The sequence below is a fragment of the Thermodesulfobacteriota bacterium genome (genome assembly GCA_040755095.1).
In the GTDB taxonomy this organism is placed as follows: Bacteria; Desulfobacterota; Desulfobulbia; order Desulfobulbales; family JBFMBH01; genus JBFMBH01.
In genome coordinates this window covers 1-17,092 of record JBFMBH010000104.1, presented here as the reverse complement: position 1 = coordinate 17,092, position 17,092 = coordinate 1, and the positions used below count along the sequence as shown (strand labels likewise).

18 protein-coding genes are annotated in these 17,092 nt (G+C 68.2%); 11 read left to right on the top strand and 7 right to left on the bottom strand.

Going from position 1 to position 17,092, the window contains the following annotated elements; genetic code table 11:
• The 6 genes from AB1634_14315 to AB1634_14290 all read right to left on the bottom strand — a co-directional run.
• Positions 1–781: GGDEF domain-containing protein (locus tag AB1634_14315; protein ID MEW6220687.1), on the bottom strand; the 781-nt coding region annotated here is incomplete at its 3' end.
• Complete coding sequence (gene metG / locus AB1634_14310) at positions 766–2,655, bottom strand: methionine--tRNA ligase (protein MEW6220686.1); 1,890 nt, start codon at positions 2,653–2,655, stop codon at positions 766–768. The genes AB1634_14315 and metG, both read right to left, overlap by 16 nt.
• A gap of 27 nt (positions 2,656–2,682) precedes the next feature.
• Positions 2,683–3,600, bottom strand: coding sequence for a regulatory iron-sulfur-containing complex subunit RicT (gene ricT / locus AB1634_14305; protein MEW6220685.1), 918 nt, complete (start codon positions 3,598–3,600; stop codon positions 2,683–2,685).
• A 70-nt stretch (positions 3,601–3,670) separates the two neighbouring features.
• Positions 3,671–4,723, bottom strand: coding sequence for a DNA polymerase III subunit delta' (gene holB / locus AB1634_14300; protein ID MEW6220684.1), 1,053 nt, complete (start codon positions 4,721–4,723; stop codon positions 3,671–3,673).
• A 16-nt stretch (positions 4,724–4,739) separates the two neighbouring features.
• Entirely contained in the window at positions 4,740–5,789 is a 1,050-nt protein-coding gene (locus tag AB1634_14295) for an HD domain-containing protein (protein MEW6220683.1), read from the bottom strand.
• Between the two features lie 19 nt (positions 5,790–5,808).
• Positions 5,809–8,796 carry an AIR synthase-related protein gene (locus AB1634_14290; GenBank protein MEW6220682.1) on the bottom strand — a complete coding sequence of 996 codons (2,988 nt, stop codon included), beginning with the start codon at positions 8,794–8,796 and terminating at the stop codon, positions 5,809–5,811.
• A gap of 338 nt (positions 8,797–9,134) precedes the next feature.
• On the opposite strand from AB1634_14290, the gene AB1634_14285 reads away from it, so the two are divergent.
• Genes AB1634_14285 through AB1634_14260 form a run of 6 tightly spaced genes read left to right on the top strand, consistent with a single transcriptional unit; the run spans position 9,135 to position 13,108 of the window.
• Positions 9,135–9,554 (top strand): transcriptional repressor, encoded by a 420-nt coding sequence (locus AB1634_14285; protein ID MEW6220681.1) that lies wholly within the window; start codon positions 9,135–9,137, stop codon positions 9,552–9,554.
• Between the two features lie 13 nt (positions 9,555–9,567).
• On the top strand, positions 9,568–10,143 hold the full coding sequence (gene rbr, locus AB1634_14280; GenBank protein ID MEW6220680.1) for a rubrerythrin: 576 nt from the start codon (positions 9,568–9,570) through the stop codon (positions 10,141–10,143).
• 60 nt (positions 10,144–10,203) lie between these two features.
• A complete protein-coding gene (locus AB1634_14275; GenBank protein MEW6220679.1) occupies positions 10,204–10,578 on the top strand; it encodes a desulfoferrodoxin in 375 nt (124 codons plus the stop codon).
• Positions 10,579–10,582: 4 nt separating this feature from the next.
• Complete coding sequence (locus tag AB1634_14270) at positions 10,583–11,113, top strand: ferritin (GenBank protein ID MEW6220678.1); 531 nt, start codon at positions 10,583–10,585, stop codon at positions 11,111–11,113.
• 24 nt (positions 11,114–11,137) lie between these two features.
• Positions 11,138–12,334, top strand: coding sequence for a flavodoxin domain-containing protein (locus AB1634_14265; GenBank protein MEW6220677.1), 1,197 nt, complete (start codon positions 11,138–11,140; stop codon positions 12,332–12,334).
• A 21-nt stretch (positions 12,335–12,355) separates the two neighbouring features.
• Entirely contained in the window at positions 12,356–13,108 is a 753-nt protein-coding gene (locus AB1634_14260; GenBank protein MEW6220676.1) for a DVU0298 family protein, read from the top strand.
• On the opposite strand, the gene AB1634_14255 is transcribed toward AB1634_14260, so the two are convergent.
• On the bottom strand, positions 13,011–14,021 hold the full coding sequence (locus AB1634_14255; protein ID MEW6220675.1) for a DMT family transporter: 1,011 nt from the start codon (positions 14,019–14,021) through the stop codon (positions 13,011–13,013). The genes AB1634_14260 and AB1634_14255 overlap by 98 nt on opposite strands.
• Before the next feature lie 84 nt (positions 14,022–14,105).
• Here AB1634_14255 and AB1634_14250 point away from each other — a divergent pair, with 84 nt between their 5' ends.
• From AB1634_14250 to AB1634_14230, 5 genes are all read left to right on the top strand, one after another.
• Complete coding sequence (locus AB1634_14250) at positions 14,106–15,524, top strand: PLP-dependent aminotransferase family protein (protein MEW6220674.1); 1,419 nt, start codon at positions 14,106–14,108, stop codon at positions 15,522–15,524.
• 31 nt (positions 15,525–15,555) lie between these two features.
• Positions 15,556–16,065: an Rpn family recombination-promoting nuclease/putative transposase gene (locus AB1634_14245; protein MEW6220673.1), complete on the top strand. Its 510-nt coding sequence runs from the start codon at positions 15,556–15,558 to the stop codon at positions 16,063–16,065.
• A gap of 28 nt (positions 16,066–16,093) precedes the next feature.
• Positions 16,094–16,216: a hypothetical protein gene (locus AB1634_14240; GenBank protein ID MEW6220672.1), complete on the top strand. Its 123-nt coding sequence runs from the start codon at positions 16,094–16,096 to the stop codon at positions 16,214–16,216.
• Between the two features lie 272 nt (positions 16,217–16,488).
• Positions 16,489–16,731 (top strand): hypothetical protein, encoded by a 243-nt coding sequence (locus AB1634_14235; GenBank protein MEW6220671.1) that lies wholly within the window; start codon positions 16,489–16,491, stop codon positions 16,729–16,731.
• The coding region (locus tag AB1634_14230; protein MEW6220670.1) for a PIN domain-containing protein at positions 16,724–17,092 on the top strand (369 nt) is incomplete at its 3' end. The genes AB1634_14235 and AB1634_14230, both read left to right, overlap by 8 nt.

The following is a 17,092-nucleotide window of genomic DNA, read 5'->3' as shown; positions in this document are numbered from 1 at the left end:
CCTCGGGCGCCGACACCCGGTCCCGGCCGGCGGCCTTGGCCCGGTACAGCTCCTGGTCAGCCCGGCTGATCAGGGCCTCCGGCGCCAGATCCTGGCCAGGGCTTGCCACCGCCACGCCGAAGCTGGCGGTGATGCCGAAGCGGCGGCCATCAGCCGCGGTGATGGCAGTGGCCCGCACCGCCCGCCGCAGGCGCTCCGCCACTGTCTTCGCCCGGGCCAGGCCGGTGGCGGGAAGGATGATGGCAAACTCCTCACCGCCGTAACGGGCCGCGGTATCGATGGAGCGGATCTGGCTGCGGATGATGCCGGCCACGGTGCACAGGGCCTCGTTGCCGGTCTCATGGCCGTAGGTATCGTTCACCGCCTTGAAATGGTCGATGTCGGTCATGATGAGGCCAAGGGGCAGCCGGGTGCGGCCCACCCGGTCCAGCTCGGCGCGCAGCCCCTCCTGCAGGCGGCGCACATTGGCGAGGCCCGTCAGAGGATCGGTGCGGGAAAGCTCCCGCAGCTGGGCCAGCTCGGCCTCCACAGCGGCCAACCGGACGTTCAGCTCGGGCAGGGACAGGCGTTCCGGCAGGCCATCGAGACCGGGCAGCCGGCCGGCCAGCTCCCGGGCCACCGCCAGGCCGGTGGTTGCGCCCAGACGTTCCACGGCCAGAAAGAGGGCCAGGGGCTGATCGTCCTCCCCGGTCAGCCACAGCTTGCGCCAGGGCAGGCCGGCCAGGCGCGGCAGGGGCGAGGCCACAACAGGAGGCAGCCCGGCCATCAGGATACCTTGCACCCAGGCGTCACCGGCTCTGACGGCGCCACCAGGACCAGCCGGTCGCCGTCCCGCACCGCCAGCACCATGCCCTCGGAGCGGATGCCCTTGATCTTGGCCGGGGCCAGGTTGGCGACCAGGATCACCTGCCGGCCGACCACCGCCTCCGGGCTGTAGTGACCGGCAATCCCGGCCACCACCGTCCGCTCCTCCGGGGCCCGCACCAGGAGCTTGAGCAGACGATCGGCCTTGGGCACCCGCTCGGCCTGGACGACCTCGGCCACCCGCAGATCCAGCCGCTGGAATTCGGCCAGGGACAGCCCGGGCTCATCGGCCGGCGGCTGGCCGGGGACCGGGCTGGCCGGCGGCTGATCGGCCTTGTCCAGCCGGGGGAAGAGGGCTTGGGGTGCCCCCAGGCTCTGTCCGGGGGCCAGCCTGCCCCACTGCCCGTCCCGGGCCAGCTCCACGGGACCGCCGGTGCCGAGCAGCTCCAGCAGGCGGTTGGCGGTGCCGGGCAGGAAGGGGGCAAGCGTCAGCCCCACCAGACGCAAGGTCTCCAGGAGGTGGTAGAGGATGGTGGCCAGGCGGCCGCTCTGACCGGGATCCTTGGCCAGCTCCCAGGGCGCGTTGGTCACGATGTAGCGGTTGGCCCGGCCCACCACCTCCCAGACGGCGGCCAGGGCGCGGTGAAAGGCAAAATCGTCCAGCTCCTTGCGCCAGTTGGCCACCATGGCGGTGGCCGCCGCCGCCAGCTCCTGATCGGCCGCCAGGGCGGTCTCGGGGGCAGGCACCTTGCCGGCCGCGTACTTGCCGGCCATGGTGAGGCTGCGGCTCACCAGGTTGCCCAGATCATTGGCCAGGTCGGAGTTGTGGCGGCCGACGATGGCCTCGCGGCTGAAGGAGGCGTCCACCCCGAAGGCCATCTCCCGCATGAGAAAATAGCGGACGGTGTCGACGCCAAAAGCGGACACCAGATCCCCGGGCCGCACCACATTGCCCAGACTCTTGGACATCTTGGTGTCATCGATGTTCCAGTAGCCGTGCACGTGCAGGCGCCGGAAGGGCGGCAGGCCGATGGCCTTCAGCATGGTCGGCCAGTAGATGGCATGGGGCTTCAGGATATCCTTGGCGATCAGGTGCTCGGTGCCGGCCCAGAAGCGGGAGAAGCCCGGGGCATCCGGGTAGCCCAGACCGGTGAGGTAGTTGATGAGGGCGTCGAACCAGACATAGGTGACGAAGCTGCGGTCGAAGGGCAGCGGGATCCCCCAGGTCAGGCGGCTCGTCGGCCGGGAGATGCACAGATCCGCCAGGGGCTCGCGCAGGAAGGACAGGACCTCGTTGCGGTAGCGCTCCGGGGTGATGCAGTCCGGGTGCTCGGTGATGTAGCGCACCAGCCACTCCTGGTAGCGGCTCATGCGGAAGAAGTAGTTCTTCTCGGCGATGGGCTCCGGCGGCCGCTGGTGGTCCGGGCACAGGCCGCCCACCAGCTCCTTCTCGGTGAGGAAGCGCTCGCAGCCCCAGCAGTAGAGGCCGGCATAGTCGGCGAAGACGATATCCCCCTGGTCGTAGACCTGCTGGAGGATCCGCTGCACGGTCCGGAGGTGGCCCTGGCCGGTGGTGCGGATGAAGGTGTCCGGCTCGATGCCCAGGACCGGCCAAGCGTCGCGGAAAAGGCCGCTGATCCGATCGGTGTAGTCCCTGACGCCCAGGCCGGCCTTGGCCGCCGCCTGCACCACCTTGTCGCCGTGCTCGTCGGTACCGGTCTGGAAATGCACCTCGTCCCCGGCCAGCCGGCGGTAGCGGGCCACCACATCGGCGACCAGGGTGGTGTAGGCATGGCCGAGATGGGGCTCGGCATTGACATAATAGATGGGGGTCGTGATGTGCAGGGCCATGGAGGGATCCGTTCTCGGGTGGGGCGCCTATTTCCTGACCACGGCCGCCTCCCAGTCCGAGGCGGCGAGGGTCGATTCCTTGCCTTCCGCATCCACCACCCGGATCGTCTCCCGCAAAGGATCGTGCTGGATCACCTTGTAGGTCTTGTCCCGGAGCAGGATGCTCTTGCCCACCTTGGGCATCCGCTTGCGGATACTGGCGTAGGTGTCGAACTCGTAGGTCAGGCAGCACAAGAGGCGGCTGCAGACCCCGGAGATCTTGCTGGGGTTCAAGGGCAGGTTCTGCTCCTTGGCCATCTTGATGGAGATGGGCACGAAGTTGTTGAGGTAGCTGGCGCAGCACAGCTCCCGGCCGCAATGCCCCAGGCCGCCGATCATCTTCGATTCGTGGCGGACGCCGATCTGCCGCATCTCGATGCGGATCTTGAGATCCCGGACCAGATCGCGAACCAGGGCGCGGAAATCCACCCGGTTGTCGGCGGTGAAGTAGAAAATGATCTTGGAGTTGTCGAAGAAGCGCTCCACCCGGACCAGGACCATGGCCAGGCCGTGCTGCTCGATGAGCCGGTCGCACAGGGCGTGGGCCTGGCGCTCCAGGTCCTGGAGGCGGGCGTAGCGCTCGGTCTCCTCGGTATTGGCCCGGCGGACGACGGCGGCCACCGGGCTGGCCGGCCGGCCGGCCACAGGCAGCCAGTGGCGCGTGGGGCCGAGGACGCGGCCCGGCTCGAGCCGGCGGTCGATCTTGACCATCACCAGCTCGCCGGCATGAAGGCCAGGCACGCGGCTGCGGCCCAGGACCGGAATGGCACCCGGCCGCAGCTGGATGGAAAAGAGATGGCCCGGATCCCGGGGCCCTGGGCTGCCGGCCTCGCCCCGCTCCGGCTCCCCCTGGGAAGGCGCCTGGGTAGCCGGGGCCTCCGGGGTGGCCTCCGGGGCTCCGGTCACGGTTGGCTGAAGATCGGACTCTGGTTGGGCTTTCGACTCGTCGCTGGCGATTGGCATGGCTCTCGGAGACCTACAGGGACGGCCTGGCGCCCCCGGCGCCGGTTGCCGGCGGCCGGCGCGGGGCCAGGCCCAGGAACAGCACCTCGCACGCCAGCTCCCGGTTGCAGTTGCGGCGCAGCTGGTCCCGGACCCGGTCCAGATCCCGGAACATGGCCTGGATCTCCTCCCGGGTCCAGCGGCCCTGGACAGAGGAGAGCCGGGCCGCCGCGTCCGGGTTGGCCAAAAGGCTTGCCGGCAGGCCAGTGGCGGTCACCAGCAGGTCCCGGGCCCAGATGGCCACCAGGTCGAGGAAGGGATCGAGATCCTCTTTGAGGGCCGCGGCTTCCCGGGCCAGGGCCAGCAGGGCCTCCACGGTTTCCGGGTCGTCGGCCCAGCCGGCGGCCAGGACCGATTGGAGCCGCTCGCTCGTCGGGTGAAGGCCGCTGGCGGCCAGGGTGAGGGCGCGGCCGATGCTGCCCCCGGCCACGGCGGCCATTCCCCGGGCCGTGTGCGGGTCACAGTCTACCTGAAGAAGGACGCCTTGTGCCACCTCTTCGGGGGCCAGGGGCAAGAACGGCACGACCTGGCAGCGGGAGACCACCGTGGGCAGCAGGGGACCAGCCTCGTCGGCGGTCAGCACCAGGATGGTGGCTGGCGGCGGCTCCTCCAGGGTTTTCAGGAGGGCATTGGCACCCTCGACCCGCATGTTCTCCACCCCGGCCAGGATGATGACCCGAAACAGACCCTCCAGGGGGGGGAAGCCCAGGATGGTGGCGAGGCGGCGAATCTGGTCGATCTTGATGAAGGCACCGTCCGGATCGATGCGTGTCACGTCCGGATGGCTGCCTGCCGCCAGTTTGCGGCAGGAGGGACAGACGCCGCAGGCATCGCCGGCCCGCCGCTGCCGGCAGTTGACCAGGGCGGCGAAGGCCATGGCGGTGCGGCGCTTGCCCACCCCGGCCGGTCCCCGGAAGAGGAAGGCATGGCCGAGGCGCTGGCCGGCCACCGCCCGGCGCAGCACGGTCTTGGCGCGCTCCTGGCCGATGACGGACGACAGCAGGTGGGGCTGGACGGGGGTCGCCATGGGCACCGGAGGCCGGCTACCAGAGGCTGGGCTGGCGCCGGCCGCCGGGCAACGAGCCGGGCTCGCCGGCCGGCGGCGGCTCCGGGCTCCCCTCCTCCTGCTGGGCCGGCCCCAGCACCAGCAGATAGCGCTCGAGATGGCGCTGGTAGTCGCTCCACTGGTAGCCCGGCTCCCTGAGACCCTCGGCCAGCCGCCGGAACTGGTTGACCTTGGCGTCCAGGTCATCGAGGAGGTTGAGGATAAAGGCCTCCAGCAGCATGGGCACGGCCGGCGCCCCGAACTCCGGCTGGCCGTGGTGGCTCAGCACCAGATGCACCAGCCGGGTGGCGACCTCAGGCGGAAAGCCTTCGATGGCGCTGGCCGCTGCCTGCACCATCTGCGCCCCCAGGACGACGTGCCCGACCAACCGCCCCTGGTCGGTGTACTCGAAGGGAAAGCTCGACGGGTCCAGCTCATGGGTCTTGCCGATGTCGTGCACCAGGGCGCCGGCCATGAGCAGCGAGCGGTCCACGGCCGGATAGAGTTGAGCGACGCGGTCGGCCAGACGGGCCACGGCGCAGGTGTGCTCCAGGAGGCCACCCAGGCAGGCGTGGTGGAGCCTTTTCGCAGCCGGCGCCGCCATGAAGGCGGTCAAAAAGGGGCCGGAGTCGAAAAGGCGAGAAAGGAGCAGGCGCAGAGGGGGGTCGGTGATGCTGCTGATGTGGGCCGCCAGCTCGGCGCCGAGGGCCTCCACATCGGCGGCGGTGGCCGGCAGGAAGAAGGCCATGTCCACCTGGTCGCGGCTGACCGGCCGCAGGCTGGCGATGCGCAGCTGGATCTCCCCCCGGTAGGCCTGGGCGACACCGGCCAGGGCCACCACCTCGCCGGCCTTGAGGCCCTGTGCCCAGCGGTCGGCGTCTTCCCAGACCCGGCCAGCCATGCTGCCGCTCCGGTCGGCGACGGTGACAATCAGATACGGCTTGCCGTTCTTGGTCTGGGCCCGGGAAAGCTCGTGGAGGAGGAAGAGGCCTTCCACCGCCTGGCCGTCCTCGATCTCGGCCACCAGGATACCCTTGGGAAGTGTCATCGCCAGCTCCCGACAGGGCTCAGAGCCACAGGGGCCGTTGCCAGGCCTCTTTGAGGGCGGCCAGCGGCTCGGCGACCACGGTCCTGCCGCCGGCGGTGCAGCGCAGCACCGGCTCGGCCAGCACCTCGCCCACCAGGGCGCAGCCGGTGCCGGCCAGGAGGGCCTCGAAGGCCGGGACTTTCTCCGGGGCGACACTCACCACAAAGCGGCTCTGGGACTCGGCAAAGAGCAGCACGTCTGTGCGGTCGATCCCTGCTGCGGGCACCCGGTCGAGGTCCACGGCCAGTCCGAGGCCGCCGGCAAAGGCGCATTCCGCCAGGGCCACCCCGAGGCCGCCGTCAGCGCAGTCGTGGCAGGAGGCTACCAGGCCCTGGCGGCAGGCCGCAGCCAAGGCCTGGTAGCGGGGCAGGGCCTCCTCCTCCCGCACCTGGGGCACGGTATTGCCGATGGCCCCCAGGAGGCCGGCGTACTCGGAGGCCCCCAGCTCCGGCCGGGTGAGGCCCAGGACGTAGACCCGATCGCCGGGCCGCTTGAGATCCATGGTCACCGCCTGCCGCACGTCGGGCAGCACGGCCACCACCGAGAAGAGCAGGGTCGGCGGGATGGAGATCTTGGTGCCGGCCACCAGGTAATCGTTCTTCATGCTGTCCTTGCCGGAGATGCACGGCACGCCGTAGGCCCGGGTGTAGCGGGCCAGGGCCTGGTTGGCCCGCACCAGCTGGGCCAGCTTGTATGGCCCGTCCGGGGTCTTGTCCGAGAGCACCGGGTCGCACCAGCAGAAGTTGTCCAGCCCGGCCATGTGCTCCAGGCTGGCGCCCACGGCAAGGGCGTTGCGGATGCCCTCGTCGATAGCGCAGGCGGTCATGTGGAAGGCATCGATATCCGAGTAACGGGGACAGATGCCGTGGCTCACCGCCAGGCCCCGGAAGCTGGTGAGGACCGGCCGCAGCACCGCGGCATCGCTGGGACCGTCGTTGGCGACGCCGGTCAACGGCTTCACCACCGAGCCGCCCTGCACCTCATGGTCGTACTGCCGGACCACGTACTCTTTGCTGCAGACATTGAGACGCCCCAGAAGCGCCCGCAGGGTGGCCCCCAGGTCCGGCGCCGCCGGCAGGACCGGCTCCGGATGGCGGGGCGGCTGCCAGGCGGCGGCCAGCCGCATAGGCGGCAGGCCGCCGTGGACGAATTCCATCTCCAGGCAGGCGACGGTGCGGCCGTCGTGGAGCACGTGGAAAAGGCCGCTGTCGGTGAAGGTGCCCAGCACCGTGGCCTCCACATCCATCTTGGCGCACAGGGCCAGAAAGGCTGGCAGGTGCTCCTGGGGCACCGCCAGGGTCATCCGCTCCTGGGCCTCGGAGAGGAAGATCTCCCAGGGGGCGAGGCCGGCGTACTTGAGCGGCGCCCGGTCCAGGTGCAGCTCGAAGCCGCCGGTATCCTGGGCCATCTCGCCCACCGACGAGGAGAGGCCGCCGGCGCCGTTGTCGGTGATGCAGGTGTAGAGCCCCCGATCCCGGGCCACGAGCAGGCAGTCGAACATCTTCTTCTGGGTGATGGGGTCGCCGATCTGGACAGCGGTGGCCGGCGAGCCCTCGTGCAGCTCCTCGGAGGAGAAGGTGGCGCCGTGGATGCCGTCCTTGCCGATGCGGCCGCCGGTCATGACGATGGCGTCGCCGGCCCGGGCCTTCTTGGTCTCCGCGGGCTGGCCATGGAGGGTGTCCGGCAGGATGCCGATGGTGCCGCAGAAGACCAGCGGCTTGCCCGCATACCGGTCATCGAAGACCAGGGAGCCGTTGACCGTGGGGATGCCACTCTTGTTGCCACCATGCTCCACGCCCTGGCGCACCCCCTCGAAGATCCGCTTCGGATGGAGGAGCCGGGGTGGCAGCGGCTGGTCGTAGAAGGGCGAGGCAAAGCAGAAGACGTTGGTGTTGGCCACCAGCTTGGCGCCCATCCCGGTGCCGAAGGGATCGCGGTTGACGCCGACGATACCGGTCAGCGCCCCGCCGTACGGGTCCAGGGCTGAAGGGCTGTTGTGGGTCTCGACCTTGAAGGCCAGCTTCCAGTCGCTGTCGAAGCGGATGACCCCGGCGTTGTCCTTGAAGACCGACAGGCACCAGTCGGCGGCGCCCTTGTCCTGGCGGATGGCCTGGGTGGAGGCCCGGATATAGGTGTCGAAAAGGCTGGTGATGGTCGCGCTCTCGCCGGTGGCCAAGTCGCGGTAGTCGATGACCGCGTTGAAGATCTTGTGCTTGCAGTGCTCGGACCAGGTCTGGGCCAGGCTCTCCAGCTCCACGTCGGTGACCCGCTCCCCAAGGCCGTAGCGGGCCCGGCGCGCCAGCACCTCAGGCCGCTTGAGGTAGTCGCGGATGATGGTCATCTCCGGGACCGTCAGCGCCAGGGTGCCCTCCCGGCTGATGCGCCTAAGCTCCGCATCCGGCACATCGAGGTCGATCTCGGCCACCGCGGCGGAGACCAGGCCGGTGACCCGGGGCACCACCTTCTCCATTCCCTGGTCTGCCACAAACTGGGCCCGGTCCTTGACGGCAAAGCGCTGGATGAGCTCGTTGGCCAGAAGGCTTCTGGCCACCATCTCCACCTGCTCCCGGCGCAAAGGGCCCTCAAGAAGGTACTGCACCGAGGTGAACACCCCCTCCCCGGCGGTCAGGCGGCGTCCCAGGAGGAGCGCCAGGGCCTGGGCCGCGGTATGCCCCTCGTTGTCGGTCACCCCGGGCCGAAAGCCCACCTCGACCACCCAGTCGAAGGCCAGGCCCCCGTCCAGGGCCAGGGAGCCCAGGGAGGCCTCCTGGGTCACCGGATCCCGGAAGGCCTCCCCCGCCAGGGCGGCCAGCTCCGCCTGGCCCAGCTCGGCGTCCACCGTGAAGACCTTCAAGGTGCGCACCCCGGCGATGGGCAGGTGCAGGTCGCCGGCGATGCGGCGCGCGACGGTGCCGCCATACGCGTCCACGAACTCAGGCTTCAGTCCCACCTCGATCCTGGCCACCATGCTCCTTCCTCCTTGTCGCCCTGGCAGAGCCCGCCCCGGCCCAGGCACCATGCGGGCCGGAGCACCGCGCCAGCGGCGGGCAGAGCTGGCCTTGGTTATACCAGGGGCCTGGCGGGAAGGCAACCGATTCCCCCGCCGCTGGCCGGTGGCCGCAAGGGCCTACAGCAGCGAAACCCCTTTACAAATCCGGAGAGCCGGTCTGATAATGGTGCCACCTTTGCCCTGACCCGCGCCCGGGAGGGCGGCCGCACTTTGCCCCCTTGACAGGCCCAGGACGGCTTTGCTATTAGGAATCATTCTCTGGGAGGAATGCCATGGCAGGCGGGCCTGACTTGATCATGACCTATCAGCGTCAGGTGATCCTGGAGACCCTGCGGGAGCTGACGAGCCATCCCACGGTGGACGAGATCTTCCAGCTCATCCGTCGCCGGGCGCCTCGCATCAGCCTGGCCACCGTGTACCGCAATCTGGAGATCCTGGCCGAATCGGGGCTGGTGCGCAAGATCGAGCTGGCCGGCCAGCAGAAGCGCTTCGACGGCACGATGACGCCCCATCACCATGTTCGTTGCGAGGGCTGCGGCCGGGTCGGGGACGTGCTGGCCGATTGCGAGCTGCCGGACCTGACCTCCATCGCCCAATGCGGCACGGACTTTGCACTCACTGGCTGCCAGGTGGTGTTCTCCGGCCGCTGCCCGCACTGCCAGGCCGCCGGCGCCGAGCCTGATCCAGAGGATCAACCCGCATCCCCCATCTCTTAAGGAGAAGAAGAACATGGGCAAGCTCATGGGCACCGAAACCGAAAAAAGCCTCCTCGCCGCCTTTGCGGGCGAATCCCAGGCCCGCAACCGGTACACCTACTTCGCCAGCCAGGCCAAAAAGGATGGCTTTCGCCAGATCGAGGCCATCTTCCTGGAGACCGCCGACCAGGAGAAGGAGCATGCCAAGCGCTTCTTCAAGTTCCTGGAAGGCCAGGACCTGGAGATCTCAGGAACCTTTCCGGCCGGGGTCATCGGCGCCACACTGGCCAACCTGGAGGCCGCGGCCATGGGGGAGCGCCACGAGCACAGCACCCTGTATCCCGGCTTTGCCGCCATCGCCCGGGAGGAGGGCTTTGCCGAAGTGGCCGCCGTTTTCGAGGCGGTGTCGGTGGCTGAAAGGCAGCACGAGAAGCGCTACCTGGATCTGGCTGCCAACATCACCGCCGGCCGAGTCTTCCACCGGGACCAGGCCACCACCTGGCGCTGCCGCAACTGCGGCTATCTGCACCACAGCACCGACGCCCCGAGCCGCTGCCCAGCCTGCGCCCACGAGCAGGCCTACTTCGAGCTCCTGGGCGAGAACTGGTAGCCGAGCCGGCCCTGCGACCGGCTCGACAGGACAAGCACTCTGCCAACGGGAGACGAAATCATGAACGAGCGCCATCAGGTTTACCGGTGCGAGGTCTGCGGCAACATTGTCGAGATGCTCCATGCCAGCGACGGCGAGCTGGTCTGCTGCGGCCAGCCCATGAAGCTCATGACCGAGAACACCGTGGACGCCTCCCGGGAGAAGCACGTGCCGGTGGTGGAGCAGGTGGCGGGCGGCTTCAAGGTGAAGGTGGGCAGCGTGCCCCATCCCATGGAAGAAAAGCACTTTATCCAGTGGATCGAGCTGTTGGCCGATGGCCAGGCCCTCCGCCAGTTCCTGGCCCCGGGCCAGGCGCCGGAGGCCTTCTTCGCCACGTCGGCCAAGGTGGTGACCGCTCGGGAATACTGCAATCTGCACGGCCTGTGGAGGAGCTGACACCATGCTTTCCCCCACCATGGAAGAGGCCATGAACGGCCAGCTGAACGCGGAGCTGTACTCCTCCTACCTTTATCTGGCCATGGCCGCCTATTTCGAGTCGGCGGGCCTTTCGGGCTGCGCCAACTGGATGCGGATGCAGGCCCAGGAAGAGGCCTTCCACGCCATGAAGTTCTTCGCTCACATCGGCGAGCGGGGCGGCCGGGTGCGCCTGGCGGCCATCGCAGCGCCCCCCCTGGAATGGGCCTCGGCCCTGGCGGTCTTCCAGGACACCCTGGCCCACGAGCGCAAGGTGACGGGCCTCATCAACGGCCTTCTCGACCAGGCCCTGGCCGAGCGGGATCATGCCTCCACCAACTTCCTCCAGTGGTTCGTCTCCGAGCAGGTGGAGGAAGAGGCCAACGCCGGGGCCATCGTGGACAAGCTGCGCCTGGCCGGGGATGCCTCGGCGCCGCTGTTCTTTCTCGACACCGAGCTGGCCCAGCGCCGCTTCGTCATGCCCGGCACCGGCAGTGCCAAGCCGGCCGCCGGCTGAGATCCTTCCCCAGGAGTCGCTCCCATGACACAGACCGAGGTCAAGAAGGATATCCACTGGGTGGGCGCTGTGGACTGGAAGGTTCGTGACTTCCACGGCTACAGCACTTACAAGGGCACCACCTACAACGCCTACCTGGCTCTGGACGAGCACCCCACCCTCTTCGACACCGTGAAGAAGGGCTTCGAGGGGGATCTGCTGCACCGGCTGCGCAGCCATATCGATCCCGCCCAGATCGACTACATCGTGGTCAACCATGTGGAGATGGACCATTCCGGCGCCCTGCCGGAGATGGTCGAGATCGTCAGGCCCAAGAAGATTTTCTGCTCGGACATGGGCCACAAGGCCATCCTTTCCCATTTCCACCGGCCGGACTGGCCCCTGGAGACGGTGGCCTCCGGCCAGACCATCTCGATAGGCCGCCGCACGGTCCAGTTTCTGGAGACCCGCATGCTCCACTGGCCGGACAGCATGTTCTCCTACCTGCCAGAGGATCGGCTTCTCGTCTCCAGCGACGCCTTTGGCCAGCACTGGGCCACCAGCGAGCGCTTCGATGACCAGGTGGAGATGACCGAGCTTATGCGCCATGCGGCCAAATACTACGCCAACATCCTCCTGCCGTACTCGAAGCTCATCCCCAAGCTGGTGGCCAAGATCCAGGAGCTGGGGCTGGTGTTCGACACCATTGCCCCGGATCACGGCCTCATCTGGCGGGCCGAGCCGGGCCGGATCATCGAGGCGTACGCTGGCTGGGCCGCCCAGAAGCCGGCGAAAAAGGCCCTCATCATCTACGACACCATGTGGCACAGCACCGAGAAGATGGCCCACGCCATCTACAAAGGCCTGGTCGGTCAGGGGATCAGCACCAAGCTGTTGGATCTCAAGAGCAACCACCGCTCGGACGTCATCACCGAGGTGCTGGACGCGGCGGCCCTGGTCTTCGGCTCGCCGACCCTGAACAACGGCATCATGCCGCTCCTGGCCGATTTCCTCACCTACCTCAAGGGGCTCAAACCGGAGAACAAGCTGGCCGCCGCTTTCGGCTCCTACGGCTGGAGCGGCGAGGCGGTGGGCATCATCACCAGGGCACTGGAGGAGATGAAGATGGAGCTGGTGGCCCCGGGGATCAAGGTCAAGCATGTGCCCACCGCCGACGACCTGGCGGCCTGCCTCGCCCTGGGAGACCAACTGGGCCGCCGGATCCAGGAGCGGCTGGCCTGAGCCCCGCCGGATCCCACCGCGGTGTCGCCAGCAGCCGGAGGTGAGGGGATCAAACGGGCGGCGGGCCGGCGGCGGGCGGTCAAGGGCCAGGTGCTGGCCCTGCTGCAGGACAGCCCGGACCTGGCCGCTCTCCTGGCCGGTCTGGCGCCCCTGCCCGCCGCCACTGCCGTCCAGCCCCTGATCGGCGCCCTGTGCCGGCCCGAGCCCCTGCTCCGCTGGCGGTCTGTCCTCGCCCTGGGCGTAACCGTCGCCCGCCTGGCCGATGCTGATCTGGAGGCCGGCCGGGTGGTCATGCGGCGCCTCATGTGGAGCCTCAACGACGAGTCCGGCGGCATCGGCTGGGGGGCGCCGGAGGCGATGGCCGAGATCATGACCTGCCATGCCGATCTTGCCGCCGAGTTTGGCCACATGCTGGTGGCCTACATGCGGGAGGACGGCTCGTTTCTGGAGCACGAGGGCCTGCAGGCCGGCCTCCTCTGGGGGCTTGGCCGGCTGGCCGCAGCCCGGCCCCAGCTTCTGCGCCGCCACCGGGCCGAGCAATATCTGCCCGGCTATCTTCGCTCCCCGCGGCCGGAGCTCCGGGGTCTGGCCGCCCGGGCCCTGGGCCTTCTGGCCGCCCTCTCCTGCCGGCAGCAGCTGGTGCCCCTCAGCACCGATCCGGCCCCCTTCCTTCTTTTCACCCCGCCCCAGCTCGAAGCGACCACCGTCGCCGCCCAGGCGCGCCTGGCCCTGGAGCGTCTGGCCGACTCCTCCTTCTCCCCTCCAGGGCGGTGAGGAGGATGGCAGCCACCACCAGGCTGCAGCCGGCGAGCTGGCGGCTCGTGAAGGGCTCGGCCAGAAAGAGGGTGGCCAGGAGGACGGCGCTGACCGGGAACATGGCCGACAGCACCCCGGCGGCCGAGGCGCTGATCCGGGCGGTACCGGCCATGAAGCACAGGTAGCCCAGCACGGTTGCCCCCCAGCCGTACCAGAGGATCCCCAGAACAAAGGCCCGATCCAGCCGCAGCCCCGCCCCCAGGCCCTCGACCGCTGCCAGGGGCAGGGTCATGAGGGTGCAGATGGCCACCACAGCGAAGGTGTTGGAAAGCGCGGACACCGAGCCGGCCACCGCCTTGCGGCAGACGGTCATGGCCGCCTCCGCGGCCACGGCGCCCAGAACCAGGAGGCTTCCCACCAGGGGCTGTTCGCCGCCGCTGCCAGCCCCTGGCCGCAGGTTGATGACCATGACCCCGGCCACCGCCAGCCCGATGGCGGCCAGACGCCGCCGGCCCGGGCGCTCCCCGAGGAAGAGCACCGAGAAGAGGGTGATCATGGCGGGCGTGGTGCCGGTGATGATCGCCGCCTGGGTGGCGCCGGTATGGCGCAGGCCATACAGGGACAGGATCCGGAAGAGCACGATCCCGAACAGCCCCTGCCAGAACAGGTTGGCCAGCTGGCCGCGGCTGAGCCGGGCCAGCTCCTGCCGCCGGCGCCACTGCAGGGGCAGGAGGCCCACCAGGGCCACCAGCAGCGTCAGACAGGTGGTGGCCACAACCGGCGCCCCCACCAGGCAGCCCTTGCTCACCACCACCGAGCTGCCGCCGAAAGCCATGGCCAGGGCAAAAAGCAGTGCCCCGGCCAGACGGTTGCGCCGGCTGGGGGCGGTCAGGAAGCCAAGGGGGTGGTCGCTGCGGTTGGCGGCTGGCATGGCTGGCAGGATAGTCTACGGAAAGTGGCTTGTGGAAGGTCCACTTTCCGGTCATCCTGATGGGGCCAATTGCCGGTTGCCGCCATGTTTCTCCCCATCGACCGCTCCTCGCCGACCCCCCTGTGCCGCCAGATCTACGAGGATCTGCGCCGCCGGATCCTGACCGGCGTCCTGCCTGCCGGCTGCCGGCTACCCGCCAGCCGGCAGCTGGCCCGGGAGCTGGGGGTGGCCCGCAACGTCGTGCTCGAGGCCTATGATCTCCTGGCTGCCGAGGGCTTCACCGCGGCGGCCCAGGGCTCTGGCACCTTCGTGGCGGCCGGTGCCAGCCGCCCCCCGCTGCCGGCCGCCCCCCGGCCGCCCGGGGTGGCGGCGGTCAACATGGGCTACCAGGCGCCGGCCGGGGTGATCAATTTCCGCTCCGGCACCCCGGACCTGGCCCGTTTCCCGGTCCGGGTCTGGGCGCGTCTCCTGGCGCAGGCCTTCCTGGCCGGCGGTCCTGAGGCCCTGGGCTACGGCGACCCCGAGGGCCGGCGGGAGCTGCGGCTGGCGATCCGGGACGATCTGGCCCGGGAGCGGGGCGTGCGGTGCCATCCGGACCAGATCGTGGTCACCGCCGGCACCACCCAGGCCATCGGCATCGCCGGCGGGCTGCTGCTCCAGGACCGCCGGCAGGTGATCCTGGAGGATCCCATCACCCGGGACATCGCGGCCATCCTCCGGCAGCGGGGGGCCGAGATCCTGCCGGTGCCGGTGGACAGCCAGGGCCTGATCACGGATCGCCTGCCCGGCGGTGTCGCGCCGGCCCTGGTCTACGTCACCCCCTCCCACCAGTATCCCACGGGCACCACCCTGCCCATCCAGCGGCGGCTCGATCTCCTGCGCTACGCGGCAGCCACCGGTGCATTGGTGATCGAGGACGACTACGACTCCGAGCTCCGTTTCGACGGCCCGCCGCTGTCCTCTCTGCACGGCCTCGATCCGGAGCGGGTGGTCTACATCGGCACCTTCAGCAAGACCCTGTGCCCGGCCATCCGCACCGGCTATCTGGTCCTGCCGCCGGGGCTCGTCAGCCAGGCCCGGGAGGCGAAGTGGCTGAGCGATCTCCACAACAGCACCGTCGCCCAGCTGGCCCTGGCCGCCTTCATCCGGGATGGTCACTACCGCCGCCACCTGGGCCGCATGAAACGGCTCTATCAACGCCGCCGGGCGGCCACCGTGGCCGCTCTCCGGGACCAGTTCGGGGCCCGCGCGCAGGTGCTCGGCAGCGCCACCGGCCTCCATCTGGCCGCCCGCTTCCCCGGCCGGGTCTTCGACCAGGGGCTGCTGGCAGCGGTGGAGGCCCAGGGGGCGCGCTTCTACCCCGCCGCCGTCCACGCCATCGCCACCCGGGACTATGACGATACGCTGGTCATCGGCTACGGCAATCTGGAGGAGGAGGCGATCAGAAAGGGGGTGGGCCTGCTCAAGGCGGTGATGGGCGGAAGCCTTGCCCGGCCGCGTTGACAAGCCCCCGGTCGGCCCGTAGGATACGGCCATGAGCGAGGTTGCCAACCCCCATGACCGCTTCGTCAAAGAGGTGCTGGGCCGGCCGGACACCGCCCGGGACTTCCTTGCCAACTATCTGCCGCCTGCAGTGGTCGCCTGTCTGGATCTGTCCTCCCTGGACGTGGTGAAGGACAGCTTCGTCGATCCCCAACTGGCCGAGCACCTGTCGGACCTGCTCTACCAGTTGATCACGAAGCACATCTTTGCCGGCGACCTGGGCGACCGGCTGCCAGGGGTTCTCGCCCTGATGCGCGATCTGGCCCGCTCCCAGACCGGGCTGCAATACGTCGAAACCCTGCTCCGCTATGTGGCCGCAGCCGCGCCGCAGGTGGAGGAGGAGGCCTTTCGCGCCGCCATCGATGGCGCGCTTGCCGATGGAGGGATGGATGCCGACACTTGCCGAGCGTTGGGAACAGCGGGGTCTGGAGCGCGGCCTCCAGCAAGGCCTCCAGCAGGGGAGGACCAGTACCCTGCGCCGGAGCATCGTCGAGGTTCTTGAGACCCGCTTCGAGGCGGTCCCGGAAGCCATGATCCGCAGCCTGGAGCAGATCGAGACCGAGGCGGCCCTGCAGGCCCTGCTGAAGCGCGCGGTGACCGTCGTCTCCCTGGCGGCGTTCCGAGACTTGGTGCGTCAGACCCTGGCGGATTGACGTGGACGTTGGTCGGGGAGGGGGCCTGCGCATCCAGGATATGTACGGCACCCTGCTCCCAGCGTGGACTACCATTCACCTTCTGCCCCGACGTCCCCTTCGTGTCACCTTCGTGCCTTATGGTAGCTACGGCGGCAGGCATGAGCAGTGGCCTCGCGGTCGTTTGTCTCGTATCTACCAAAAACCTTGACGCGAAAGGAACTTAAGGACACCATAGTAGTGTCAATAAGGTTTCGGGGGCAATGACTTGAATTTGACGAATGAGGTGTCTAATGAATGAGACAGCAATAAAAAGACATGAAATTTACACTAAATTGGCTAGTCTTTCGGGTCAGGATTTAGGTTCCGTAGCTGATTTTATCGATTTCATGAAGCACAAGGAGAAGCGGCAGACGACAAAGAACATCATCAAGCTCCATGGAATATTACAAGGCTATGATATTGATCTCGGGGAATTAAAGAAATTCAAACAAGAGAGTTGGAAACACCTGGAAGAGGAAGTCGGAAATGAATAGCTTTGTTACCGACACGCAGGCCCTGGTCAAATTCATGGTCGGCCGCAAGGTGATCGATGACGTTTGCCATCAGGCTTTTCTGGACGCCGACCAGGAAAAAAACGTTATCATCATTCCGGCCGTCGTGCTAATGGAAGTGATGTATCTGTTTGAGAAAAACCGGATCGATGTGAACCTGTTGCAGTCTGAAAAGTTGATGCAAAGCGACAATTACCAGTTTGAGCCGCTCAGCCTGGAAATCCTGAAAACCGCCTCTGAGATTGCCGACATTCCCGAACTCCATGATCGCCTTATTGCTGCCACGGCAAGGCATCTTGATATTCCCATCATCACCAATGATCCGGAAATACTGGCATCCGGC